Raw genomic sequence first — 13,809 nt, forward strand, 5'->3', positions numbered from 1 at the left:
AATCCCCCATCACTATTCCCATTAAGACTCTTCAGAAAAATTAATTCTTTCCTTCTCTGTTACTAACGGCCTTTTTAATACTTGTGTATGAATAGATCCTATGTACTCGCCGATAATCCCAATGAAAAACAGTTGAACAGAAGAAAATAAAAACAAACCAATAACTAGCGGAGCAATACCCACAGAGAAATAATTCCAAAAAATTAGTTTTGCTAGTAAATAACCAATAGCAACTAGGAAACTGCCCGCTGACATAACAAATCCAAGTATCGCCGCCATTCTTAATGGTATCTTTGAATGATTCGTAATTCCTAGCATTGCAATGTCGTAGAGAGTGTAAAAATTATTTTTGGTAATTCCCCTTTTACGTGCAGGCTGTACATATTGAATTTTATAGCTTTCAAAGCCTATGTCAGAAATAAGACCTCGGAAATATGGATAGGGATCATTTACTTCCTTTAATATCGTTATAATCTGCTTATCATACAGTCCAAACCCGGTATTATTCTTAGTCAACTCGATTTCAGAAACCTTGTTTATAAAGTTATAATACATTTTTCTTATCATAAACATGGCAGAGGATTCTTCACTTTGGTGCTTAACTCCTAAAACAACCTTAAACCCTTCTTCCCACTTTTGTATGAAATCTTTAATCATCGAAGGTGGGTCTTGCAAGTCAGCAACCAATAAAATAACAGCTTCTCCAGATGCCTTTAACAAAGCATGATAAGGAGAACGAATGTGTCCAAAATTTCTTGCATTTACAATAATCTTGACATTTTTATCTTCACTTGCAATTTTCTTTAAAATACTAACAGTTCGATCTTTGGATGCGTTATCTATAAATATATGTTCATAGCTATAACCAATGAGTTGATTAAAAATCTCTTTCACCTGGCTGTATAACTCTTCTACATTATCCTCCTCATTGAAGCATGGAGTGACTATACTAATCCTCTTCATTAACAGTACCCTCATCCATAATCGATTTGTAAATCTGATGAATGCCTTCTAAAGATGTGTATCGAGGCTGATAATCTATTTCATTAGCATTGAAATGCTGAGAGTAATAATTGATTTTCATTCCAGTTACCGAAGCTTCATTATGCTCGGTATATTGATATTTAACATCATAGTGCTTTTCAAAAAAATCCAGCAGTTCAAACTTAGGAACTGGCTTCAAAGAACATACATCATAAGCTGTATTAATCCTTCGTTTTTCAATACATAGCTCAATCAATTGCAATAAATCATCGGGATGCACATAATCTCTAACTATGTTCACTCTATTTGTCACAAACACTCGATTACTTTTAATTGAACTAACCAGCTCGGTCAGAAAAAAACTTGCATTCATATCCACATACTTACTAAAAAAACCGAAAACTCTTAAGTCTACAATGTGCAAGTCTGGATGACTTCTATGTTTTGCCTCTGAATGTAACTTGGCAATACTATAGTAATCTTTTGATGATACATTATTTATAGAAATTGCAGCCAAAGTATCCATATTTGCCGGATCATTGAACGATGATCCATATGCTGCTCCGCTGCTCAAGTTGATATATATTGTGTCAGGGGAACCTTGAAGATAATCAAGCACTAAATTATCAAACTGTTCCGTAAGTCTGAAAATAGCCGATACATCTTGCTTAAGGGATCCTGGATTGCCAATACCTACTCCATTAATAACAACATCATAATTATGGTTATGAAAATCACCATATGATAATATATCAACTACATAATTGCTTCCCAACTGATCTACAAAAGACTTAGTGCGATCAGGAGTTCGAGAGAACAGGTATAGTTTATATTTCTTGTTTCTTATCATTCCGGCAATGATATTTTTAGAAATATGTCCAGTCGCACCCAATATAGCTATTTTCATTTAGGTATATCCATCTCTTCCACCAAATCAATAATCATCAGACTCTTCAACTCTTGTCGTTCTAAATGTGGCGACATGTCTTCAATTGGTCGATTAACGACTAACTTTGGATTCACGGTAGTCGTACTTTCCAATAACACTTCAATGAAAACCGGCCCGTTTAAAGTTAGCGCCTCAGATAGAACCGGATCAACGTCATCATTTACGGATATTTGATATGTTGGAATACGGTATGCTTTTGCGATTTCAATAAAACTAGGATTCGCAGAGGTAGTCGATTGTTTCCTGCCTTTAAAATAAAGGTCTTGGAACTGTCGTACCATGCCTAATGAATGATTGTTCATGACTACAATTTTTATTGGCAAATTCATTCTAACGATTGTATCCAGTTCTTGAATATTAATTTGGAAGCCGCCATCTCCGGCAATAACAAGCGCAGCCTTTCCTGAAGAAAGAACAGCCCCTATCGCAGCAGGCAACGCAAAACCCATCGATCCCATACCGCCTGAATTCAATAATCGCTGTCCACGTTTTAAATTGAACGATTGGGAGGCCCACATTTGATGCTGCCCTACATCCAAACAAATACTCAAATCCTCTTCACATTTTGCAGAGAGTTGTTCCATAAACCGATTCGGTTCAATTTTATTGGACTCAGCGTCTGAACGTGTAGGATATTTCATTTTGTATTCTTTGATTTTGTTCAACCATTCATCTATTTGACTTCCCTTGTAATCTTGCAACGCTTCATTTAAGTCTGTCAAAAATATCTTAATATCCAAATCAACACTAATATCGACCTGGACTTTACTATTAAACTCATTTTGATCTATATCTACATGAATTTTTTTTGCACTTCTAGCAAAAGTGTCCGGTCTAGTCCCTGTTTGTCGACTGTCTAATCTTGATCCTAGAATAATTAATAAATCGCAATTTGCTAGAGTAAGATTGCTGTAGCGATTACCGTATGAACCGATAAGCCCATAGAAGGATGGGTGATCATGAGGAATTACATCAACCCCCATCAATGAGCTGACCATAGGAAAACCAGTAGAGTCTAGAAATGCTTCCAGTTCGTTCTGGGCTCCGCTTAATCTAACACCACCGCCAGCGAGAACGACGGGCCTTTCAGCTTCACACATCAGCCTTATAATATCTTGAATTGATTCCTGAGAGATTGATTTTGTCGTCTTTACTTCCATGCTTGCATATTCTTCGCTATCGTAAAAACTTTCTAAAGTATCTGGTTCAATATTTGTTCTTTGTAGATTCATAGGGATATCCAATAAAACCGGCCCTGGTCGACCGCTTTGTGCCATATAAATAGCTTTCTCAAGACAGTATCTTATCCTTAACGGATCTGTAACAAGTTCCGCATATTTGGTTAGCGGCTTAGCCACACTGACAATATCTGTTTCTTGAAAGCCTATTTGCCGGACAGGTTTGTCAAATTTATATTCATAAGTGTTCACTTGTCCTGTAATAAACAAGCAGGGTACGGAATCAAAATAACAGCTTCCGATCCCTGTCATTAAGTTAAGCGCCCCTGGACCGCTGGTAGCCATAGCGACTCCCAGCTTACCGTTTAAACGAGCATATGCCTCTGCAGCAAATGCCCCAGCTTGTTCATGTCGGACTGAGACGCACTCTATATCATCTCGATATGAAATGGAATCTAATAAATGAACAATCGCCCCTCCAATAAGTTCGAATACGTGCGATACACCTTCCTCAACTAATGTGTCCACCACATAATCAGAAAGCTTCATCTTATCAACTCCATTTCGATGTCAGATTACTTCCACGTTGTATATTCTTTTATCTGCTCCAAACTAAATGCCCGCATATCTTTCTTTGACATATAGGCTCTCGTCCATGCTAATATTTGTTCAATCGTAAATTCTAAGCTCCACCTTGGCTGCCAGCCTAGTTCGTAAAAGGCCTTAGAACAATCTAGTTTTAAATAATGTGCTTCATGCGGGTTAGAGCCTGTGTCTTGTTCATAATTGATTTTTGGCGTCCAACTGCTGATAACTTTTTCCACAATCCACTTCACAGGTTTAGCTTCTGAGTCTAACGGACCAAAGTTCCATGCATCAGCATATTTGGATCCGCCCTCATATAAATGCTGCAAAAGCATTAAATATCCGGATAAAGGTTCAAGAACATGCTGCCATGGCCGAATAGAATCTGGATTTCTTACTTTTATAGTTTGATTCGAAAGCAACGAACGTACACAATCCGGTATTAATCGATCATTTGCCCAATCTCCACCACCAATTACGTTTCCCGCTCTCGCTGATGCAATTGCTACTGAATTCTCTTGACCAAAAAATGAATTTCTATATGCACTTGTAACTAACTCTGAACAAGCCTTACTGCTGGAATAGGGATCAAAACCTCCCAATGGTTCAGTTTCACGATATCCCCATACCCATTCTTTATTCTCATAACATTTATCTGTGGTAACATTTAATACCGCTTTAACAGATTTACATTGTCTAACGGCCTCTAGCATATGAACAGTCCCCATCACATTCGTTGAATATGTTTCAACCGGGTTTTTATACGATTCTCGAACTAAGGGTTGCGCAGCCATATGGATTACAATATCAGGCAACGCTTGTTTCATAGCGCTAATCAAGAAATCCAAATCCCGAATGTCACCTACATGATGGTTTTCAATCAATTCTTCTACTTTACATAATTCAAAAAGGCTGGGATTTGTTGAAGGTGGCAGGGCAAACCCTGTTACCTTGGCTCCCAAATCTGAAAGCCACATACATAACCATGACCCTTTAAAGCCTGTATGTCCTGTAACGAATACTTTCTTATTTTCCCAAAATTGCTGATTGATCATCGTTGGTTCACCAACACATTCTCCCAAATTTTCCACGGAGCTTTGTTGCTTTTCCATAACTGTTCCAAATGATTCTTGTCTCTCAACGTATCCATAGGTTGCCAAAATCCATCATGCTTGTAGCTCATTAATTCTTCCTTCTTGGCAACACCTTCTAGGGGTTCCTTCTCAAAAACGGTTGAATCACCTTGAATATAATCGAAAATTTCAGGCTGAAACACGAAGAAGCCAGCATTAATCCAAGAGCCATCTCCTTTGGGTTTTTCCTGGAACCCTCTAACTTCATTGTTTTCCGAAATATCTAATGCGCCAAATCTACCACTAGGCTGCACAGAGGTGACAGTAGCAGTTCTTCCATGTAATTTATGATAGTTTACTAGCTTACTAATATTCACATCAGATACGCCATCTCCATAGGTTAGCATGAATGGCTCATTATTCACATAAGGTTGAATTCTTTTAATTCGTCCCCCAGTCATCGTATCTATTCCCGTATTTACTAATGTTACTTTCCAAGGCTCTGCTGAATGATGATGGGTAATCAATTGATTATCATTTCTAAAATCAAACGTCACATCTGATTCATGTAAAAAGTAATGAGTAAAATATTCTTTAATAAAATAACCTTTATAACCTAGACATATTATGAAGTCGTTGTACCCATAATGGGAGTATTGTTTCATAATGTGCCAAAGAATAGGTCTTTCACCGATTTCGATCATAGGTTTAGGTCTTAAATGGGACTCCTCACTAATTCTAGTGCCGTATCCACCCGCTAAAATAACGACTTTCATAGATTATTTCCCCCTAGATTGTCTATAAAACTTCTTATATTAGCAATCACATAATCGATCATTTCATTCGTTAACCCTGGATATACGCCAATTAAAAAAGTATCGTTTAATATTTTATCGGTATTATTCAAATCCCCATGAATTCGATAATTCACATTTTCAAATGCTGGTTGACGAATCAAATTCCCCGCAAACAACATTCTTGTTTGAATTCGATTCGATTCAAGATAATTTACAATTTCATTTCTTGAAAATTTTCCGTGATCTTTAATCGTTAAGATAAAACCAAACCAACTTGGATCTGAATTTTCTGTAGCTCTAGGAAGTATGAAGTATTCGTTTAAATCAGCCAGCCCGTTTAGCAATCTATTAAAGTTGTTCTTCCTTGCTTGGGTGAAACTTGGCACTTTTTTCAGTTGTTCAACACCTATTGCAGCTTGCATTTCAGTTACTCGAAGATTATAGCCAATGTGCGAATACGTATATTTATGATCATAACCTTCTGGCAATGAACCTAACTGCCATCCGAACCTCTTTTTGCATGTATTGTCGCAGCCAGAAGGACACCAACAGTCTCGACCCCAATCACGGAAGGATTCTATGATCATCTTTAATTGGGCATTATTCGTATATACCGCTCCACCTTCACCCATCGTCATATGATGAGGAGGATAAAAACTTGATGTTCCGATGTGGCCGAAAGTCCCTGTTAGTTTTCCGTTGTATTTGGAACCTAACGCATCACAATTGTCCTCAATGACCCAAAGCCCATATTTCTCCGCTAGCTCCATGATTTTGTCGACTTTAAATGGGTTGCCCATCGTATGTGCCACCATTATCGCTTTTGTCCGCGTTGTAATTGCCGATTCAATTCTATCAATCATAATATTGTATGTGCCTAGATCGACATCCACAAAAACTGGGATCGCGCCGTTCTGAATAATTGGAGCAACCGTCGTCGGAAATCCAGCTGCTACAGTAATGACCTCATCACCTGGTGTTATTCTTCTGTCACCTAGTTTTGGGGAAGTCAATGTCGAAAATGCCAAAAGATTTGCAGATGACCCCGAATTGGTCAATAAAGCATACTTCACACCAAGGTGTTCAGCGAATTCTTTTTCAAACTGTTTGTTATATCGACCAGCAGTCAACCAAAAATCTAGTGATGAATCAACTAGACTCATCATCTCCCGCTCATCATATACACGCCCTCCATAAGCCAAAGAATCCGAGTTAGGATCGAATGTGTCCTTTTTTTCATGGAACAGATGATAGTAAAGATCGACTTTTGACAGTATATCTTTTCTTAGTAACTTCTCTAAGTCATTAGCGATAACGGCACCGTGTAAGGTCAAACCTCCGCCTGGCATACTGTTTTTATTCCTTATATCAACAAGTAATGTTTGTTCATCTTCCGTTCGTAAGGACAATTGAAAATCATTTTCGACAGCGCCATCTTTATTCGCCATTATCACGGTAAACATATCTGCTAATTCCTCAATAACGACACCCAGACAATTGTTTTGCGTATTCACAACGCTTCCCACTCTGATCATAATGTTCAACTCTCCATTTTTCTGTTTTAAATTCGACAAATACAGACGAAATCCTTTGTTCTTATGCGGATGTTAGACTAGGCTGTTGAAGCTTCTTATTAGACCGATACTCCATAGAGATGATCGGGAACACAAAGTACACAGCCAACAATATGAAATAGAAATATCTCCACTCAGCAGTTGAAAGGGCCACGAACAAAAATGGCATGTTATACAAGAAAAGAGTTGAATACAGGGCTGCGCCCGGTATTTTCCTAAAGAAACACAATACCACTGCCAAAATAAGAAACGCCGGCAAAGTATTGAATATTAAGAATGGGATGGGGAAATCCCCTGTATACCAAGTCGATGTCTGAATTATTTTATTCTCGATTTTCTCCAACCACTTCGATTTAGTGCTATTCGTAAGATGGTATGCTTCAATTGGTCTCCAAGCGCTTTTATCGACTTCGGCATCTCGAAGGGCGTTCGTCGTAATGAATACATTACTTGATAAACCCATTGTCCCTAACGTCATGGATAAGCGATCCGCGAGAAAAATATGCGGATTTTGCAAGCTGCGTGTTATATAGAGACTTGCCAATCGCGATTGATCATCCGGACTCATCGCGGACCATTTGCCCATCATGTAAGAAACAGTGTCCGCTTGCATAACAGGCGTATAGTATTGTCTCAACTCCTCATCTGTCATCCACCTATTAATGAGTAGTTTATCGTCTCCAGCTGTTGGTGAATAATAATGCTTAGACGTATAGATTGCCGAAAGTGGTGAAACTTTATAGGTTTTAGAGAAAAAAGAACTTACTTCTCCTACAGTATTTATCGCAATCATTGGAGTCACAATATAATAAATTAAAAAGATAATGCAACTTGCAACCGAGAATTGCCAAAAATTCTTTCTTGTAAATAATTTGAAGAAGAACAAGATCGCTGGAATAGCAACTACGAGCACAAGACCATTTTGTCTTAACGTGCATACCAAAAAAAATAAAATCGCAAACATTCCGAGCTGAAACACATTTAAGTTAACTTGAGTGCCTTCATACCTTTTTTTATAATAAAAGTAAAAAATGATAAACCCCCAAAAGAGCATCAGTGTGCTAAAGGGGATATCCTTCCACATTGTGATATTGTATACACCTACAGGTATTGAGGTTATAAACAACACCGCACAAGCGAATACGATCCATTTGTTCGCTTCTTTTTTATAACAAAAATATAAAATCAGTGAGCCTAGTAGTGAAGTAATTAAGATTTGAAACATCCCGACCACAACAGGCGAATCATATAACTGGGTCAATGCCAAAACATACAGATTATAGATCCATGGTGTTACATTTTCAAATTGAAGCGTCTTGATCTCACGCCACGTAAAATGATAACTATCCACGGTCATAACACCTGGCCACTGTCCTAAGAGCCACAAGGAAAAAACGGCAGTCGATAACACGAACAACACCCAAAAGAACCAGCGCCGTTCGCCTATGAAAATATAAGCAAGAGTATTTTTAAGATTACTTTTTCTGACTCTCTCCAAATATGACCAGAGGTAAAATAAGGCTACCGTTATGACTGCTGCGGTCAGCAATTGCACGATCATCAGATAGGCGTGAAATGACGCTGTATTCAAATTTACCGAATCCATAAAGATCGTTGTACCATTAATTGATGATTCAGGTATGGGCATAGCAACAGTACCATTGCCGGAAACTAGAGTAACATCATCAACCGTCACGCTCTCATTTGCGAACACCCATTTTAACGCCGTGATATCTAGTTGAGGGAGAGCGAACTTATTCTCTACTGTTCCTGGCAGCGCTCCGTTGTCATATGACACCTGCTTGGATACCGTATTCGCCGAGTAGAGATCTTCTGTATATTTCTTTCCATCGATTGAAATTAGTGCTTTCCCTGCCCATTGATGGTGGAAAAAAACAATATCGAGCTTTTCAAACGTCTCCGAGATTTTAATTGTTACATCCGGTTTGTCAAGCACCAATTTCCCACTGTCATTAATATGACTTTCCCCAGGAACCACTGCATTTTTTAGATCTATGGAATTCATTCCATCCAAAATTATACTATCGATCCACACTTCACTTGCATCAGACTCTGGATTCACATCTGTCAATCGAGTAATTTCAATATCATGAAGCTTTTTTTCGAATTTTTTTATCTCATACGGGACAAATGCATAGCTTTCTCTCTCGTTGAATCCCGATCCGCTATCCCAATACAACTTCGCGGTTGTCGATTCAGTAGCACTGGATTGGATAGTCAGTTCGGACGGAACGTAAAAACGGTTATTGAAGAAAAAGTGTAAAAAGATCGCAATGAAAACCGTAATTAATACTCCGTACTTAATTTTTGTTTTATGTTTCTTCACATCATACCTCCGCTTTCGCTGTTACTTTCATTTAATGACATTCCTCATTTTTTTCAACACTTTTTTAGTAAACGCGCTAATGCCCTGAGTACGAATAATATCGACCGATTTTAACCATACGCTTTTTGATTTTTTGATAAATTTACCTGCATTTAATTTGTCACCAAAATAAGCGTTGCTCAATCCAAAAGGATTTTCTACGCTGAACATCACATCATAATCTTTGCGATACGCGACTCTAATCGCATCATCTACTTTTTCACCTGTAACATAATAGTTATAAGACCAAGGGGTTTTAGAGATCGAATCTGAATTGTTGGCGTCATGGATTTTCGAGTATTGCGCATAAAGCTTCTTAAATGGGTGCTCCCCTTCCGGAAGCCAGTCGCGCATACATTTTTGCGCTGAATCTCCATACCCGGAAAAATGGATAAAACGCAGTGGGTCTCCTTTTACGTAGAAATCCCCGTTTCCTTCGGTCATCTCGCAGTTCAGCAGAGACCAAGGGGCAAAATCATACCCTCTGTGCTTGAATATTTCGACATCAAAAAAGCAAGGCGCCAAATCAACCCATTTTTGATCCGTAAAAATACCATTTGCCTTATCGTCATAACAAAATAAATATAGACGCTCCGCCCACCAATCAATAAACTTTCTCGCCTCTTGACTACGATTAACACCAAGGAACCCCAGATTATATACACCATGTGCCGTACTAGAAAGTTCCATGTCAATATTCCCAGGATCCAATAAATGAGGGCATAAGACGATGGGGCGTGTATCTAAAAGTAGCCTTAACTCAGAAAAGTCGGAATAGACATATATATCCGGGTCGAGATAAACAAACTTCTCTTCCTCCGGATAAGTTTCATACAAATACCGGAAAAATTGGCCTTTCACTGATGTCGAAGCTTCCACAATCGCATGCTTAAAAATAAATCTATCGAAGTTACCTTCCCAAGCATCTTTGGCCAACACAATTTTATCGAAATACGGATACTCGATTTGAGGCAATACTTCGCGCTCTGTCAAACAAACAACGAAAGTCGCATCTGGAATGTTTTCTTTAACTGATTTTGCCAGCGCACGAGCTTTATGCACATAGTTCGCACATATAGAAGTGAATATTATCATGTATTAACCTCTTTTTATTTCATAATAAGTTTCTTGATAATCGATTTAAGAATGGGAATGCGCTTGAGTCTCTCTAGTATCGCGATACTTTTCTGTAATGCTCTATTTAAGAATATCTGTTCTATTAGCGTCTCTCTAAGCAGCATCGCATATTTATCCTTATATTTCTCGTATAGCAGAGGATGATTCTGATAGATTTCACGATATGTTTGTTGCACATTATTGATATTGCTTAAAAATTCGGTCGTCCGCGAGGTCGGCTTAATACGGTAATGAAAAAGCACTTCAGGAATTTGATAAATCTCACGGTCTATTTCCAGTATTGACAACCAGAAATCATAATCCTCCATCCCGTGTTTCATATTTAGTTTAAATCCGCCAACTCTTTCCCAATCCTCTTTATAGAACAAGGAGGTAACAAAGACTATATTATCTATCAGCATCTTATCTATAGCATAGTCAGGAAGTTCCCATCTACCACTCGATTCACCAAAAAGATCCGCATAACAATACACCACACCAATTCGCTCATTATCATCTAATATCTTTACTGCCTTTTCTATATAATCCATTTCAATTCTATCATCCGAATCTAAGGGTAAAATATACTTGCCAGTTGCTATAGCTATACCCGCATTACGCGCACCAGTTGGACGGAGTCGATCAGTCTTCAATATTATAGCATTATTGTAACTGGATATCCGGTTTAATATCTCCAATGTATGTTTATCATCAGATCCATCATCAACAATGATCAATTCAATGTCTTTATAGGATTGTGCGTATACCGAAGCAATCGCCTCTTCTATGTAAGCTCCATCATTATAGCAAGGCATTATCACACTGACTTTACTCATCAGATTTCCTCCTAATAATACCGCCATATATCATGACTTTTACCATCGATTTTATCCGATGATCATTCAACTCGGTAACTATGTCTTGCAAATTACCTTGTGTGTTTTGCAATTCGATCTGTGCACTGTTCAGTTCGTGTTGCACATCTTGTAATTCATTCTGCTTAGTTTCAATTTCCAAACGTAACATATCGTTTTGTTCTAACAATTGCTGATTAACCGCCGCTTGTTCTTCATTATTGTGACGTAAGAGGCTTATTTCTTCTTCTCTGCGCCGATATCCCTGAGTCCAATCCAAAATATGGCAGGTAAACCACACCTTTAAGTATGTTGCATTCGAAAAGTCCCCCGTAATATTTAACTGAGGATCGAATGTAAAGAATTCATAGCCTAATTCATCTGAGTATCTCTCGGCATTTATTGCAACAACATCAGATATTAAGCCGTCAGTTTCTATTTTTTGTATTTTTATGAAACAAGCATTACCTTCGAGTGGATCCCATCTTAGCAATTTTGCGTTACTTAATTTTTCTTGAGTAAACGTTGCAATAAAACCAGTTTCCGAATATTTCGCATAACATCTTTCATAATCTGAATCCGTAAATCCATTACCCAAATCAAAGAATAAGGTGCTTTCTAGCACCTTTTCTTTCGTTTGCTGTATTACAGCTTGCTCTATGTCGATCGGGACTGTTTCTTGGGAAAGTTCAAACAAATCTCTTATCCCTACGTATTTTCTCGCGAAATGAGATTCCCATTCATAAAAACATTTTTCTGTTTGTTCATCAATATTTATTATTGAGTGGCGCATAGATTTGGTGATGATTTCACCTAAATCGTGATCATCAATAAACTGCTTAAGCATACGCCACATAACAAACTCTTGAGGCACCTTGCATGGAACATGCCACTCGTAGTCAATTACATGATATTGATTATCTATTAGAAACATATTTCCGGATATCATATCGACATTAGCGTTGTCCGTCCACCGTAGTTCCTTTAGACAGTATGTTTCACCAAAAACATTTCTAAATTCCTCAGAATCAGGTTGCTTTTGCAACTGAATATCCGCAAATAATGTATCTCTCACCTCTAATATTCGCAAAACACCCTCATCTATATTCCCACTATTATAAGCAGCAAGTAGTGTATCCTCAAAGTTTTCTTCTGCGATGAAGGGAAATGTAAGGTGACCTACTTCTTCTTCCTGACTCTCAATGTTCAGAATACGGCTAAAACCATAATCAAAAGCGCTAAACCGCTCCATATATGTTAAATGATCTTCTGCCTGTGAACATAAAGATTGCTTATGAACTTTATTTTCATTTTCCTTGAAATAAGTGGCAATTCGAAATCTTTCGTTTCGATTAGCACTTAACTTTATATAAGCCATTTCTGTAGGTAATTCATCTTGTGCCGATGCGATCTCAACTAAAAACGAGTTAGAGAACTTGTCCATTACTCCTAGCTTCATTAGTGATCGATACATAGATCTCTCTTCGAATAGCTTGGTTCTGGACATATCTAATGGATAATTGGGGACTGTTGGCATCATTTCATTAATCGTGGAGTCGGTGTAGATCTCGGCGGGAAATTTATAATCCGGATAAGGATAATAAAACTTCAATGCATTCAGATCGGCTTTGTTAATCTCATCACACAGTTCTTCTTGAGAGAAAGTTCTCACTCTTTCACCATCAATGTAACCGTTAAGACCTGAAAAATATTTGCCAGTGTGGTCTTCCTTCGCTCCAGCAAAGTATTTTAAGCCAAGCCTATTTTCAATCGATAGCAACATTCTCCCATTAGGATTCATATGCTCCGCTGAAATTCTAAGGAAATCTTCATAGGGTTGCTTGCCGTCGAGCATGTAGGCTGCATATTCCAGCACTCCATTAACAATAACGTAGTCAAATTTCCACTTAGAAGGAATCTTCTGAAAGTCGCATACTACAATTTCAAGATTGTTATAGTGACGATGACGTTCATAGTTTACTTCCGCACGCCTTTTCGTTAATTCTACCGCCACCACTCTTTGCGCTCTCTCGCAAAGCAGCCCCGTCAATGCACCACAACCAGCGCCGATTTCCAATATACTGCAGTTATCCTTGAACGGAAACCAATTTAGTATGTTGTGCCTCAGATGAGACATATGATAAACGACTGGCCACCTGCTATCCCCATACCAATCGCAATTGCCACTTTTTGCATAATGTAGTAACTCATTCTCAATATCGCCATCGGAGTACGCAGCGTCAGTTGTTGGCTCATAATAATCGAAATTAAGCTTCGCCACACCAATCTCCTCCTACATTACAAACAATTATT

At 38.1% G+C, this 13,809-nt stretch carries 10 protein-coding genes; all 10 read right to left on the reverse strand.

Going from position 1 to position 13,809, the window contains the following annotated elements:
• Positions 1–21: 21 nt before the first annotated feature.
• Positions 22–963 (reverse strand): glycosyltransferase family 2 protein, encoded by a 942-nt coding sequence (locus M1K58_RS12230; RefSeq protein WP_256759145.1) that lies wholly within the window; start codon positions 961–963, stop codon positions 22–24.
• On the reverse strand, positions 950–1,891 hold the full coding sequence (locus M1K58_RS12235) for an NAD-dependent epimerase/dehydratase family protein (RefSeq protein ID WP_256759146.1): 942 nt from the start codon (positions 1,889–1,891) through the stop codon (positions 950–952). The genes M1K58_RS12230 and M1K58_RS12235 overlap by 14 nt, the downstream gene beginning before the upstream one ends.
• Positions 1,888–3,660, reverse strand: coding sequence for a thiamine pyrophosphate-binding protein (locus M1K58_RS12240; RefSeq protein ID WP_256759147.1), 1,773 nt, complete (start codon positions 3,658–3,660; stop codon positions 1,888–1,890). Before M1K58_RS12240 ends, M1K58_RS12235 begins: the two co-directional genes overlap by 4 nt.
• 26 nt (positions 3,661–3,686) lie before the next feature.
• Complete coding sequence (gene rfbG / locus M1K58_RS12245; RefSeq protein ID WP_256759148.1) at positions 3,687–4,751, reverse strand: CDP-glucose 4,6-dehydratase; 1,065 nt, start codon at positions 4,749–4,751, stop codon at positions 3,687–3,689.
• On the reverse strand, positions 4,748–5,545 hold the full coding sequence (gene rfbF, locus M1K58_RS12250) for a glucose-1-phosphate cytidylyltransferase (RefSeq protein ID WP_256759149.1): 798 nt from the start codon (positions 5,543–5,545) through the stop codon (positions 4,748–4,750). Before rfbF ends, rfbG begins: the two co-directional genes overlap by 4 nt.
• A complete protein-coding gene (gene rfbH / locus M1K58_RS12255) occupies positions 5,542–7,101 on the reverse strand; it encodes a lipopolysaccharide biosynthesis protein RfbH (RefSeq protein WP_256759150.1) in 1,560 nt (519 codons plus the stop codon). The genes rfbF and rfbH overlap by 4 nt, the downstream gene beginning before the upstream one ends.
• 61 nt (positions 7,102–7,162) lie before the next feature.
• Positions 7,163–9,487 carry a hypothetical protein gene (locus M1K58_RS12260; protein ID WP_256759151.1) on the reverse strand — a complete coding sequence of 775 codons (2,325 nt, stop codon included), beginning with the start codon at positions 9,485–9,487 and terminating at the stop codon, positions 7,163–7,165.
• Positions 9,488–9,514: 27 nt separating this feature from the next.
• The gene (locus M1K58_RS12265; RefSeq protein ID WP_256759152.1) at positions 9,515–10,621 is read right to left on the reverse strand and encodes a glycosyltransferase; all 1,107 of its coding nucleotides are present in this window, start codon (positions 10,619–10,621) and stop codon (positions 9,515–9,517) included.
• 14 nt (positions 10,622–10,635) lie between these two features.
• The gene (locus M1K58_RS12270; protein ID WP_256759153.1) at positions 10,636–11,478 is read right to left on the reverse strand and encodes a glycosyltransferase; all 843 of its coding nucleotides are present in this window, start codon (positions 11,476–11,478) and stop codon (positions 10,636–10,638) included.
• Entirely contained in the window at positions 11,471–13,777 is a 2,307-nt protein-coding gene (locus M1K58_RS12275; RefSeq protein ID WP_256759154.1) for a methyltransferase, read from the reverse strand. The genes M1K58_RS12270 and M1K58_RS12275 overlap by 8 nt, the downstream gene beginning before the upstream one ends.
• Between the last annotated feature and the right edge of the window lie 32 nt (positions 13,778–13,809).

Origin of the sequence: Cohnella sp. WQ 127256, from assembly GCF_024519285.1 — a bacterium.
Classification (GTDB): Bacteria; Bacillota; Bacilli; order Paenibacillales; family Paenibacillaceae; genus Cohnella.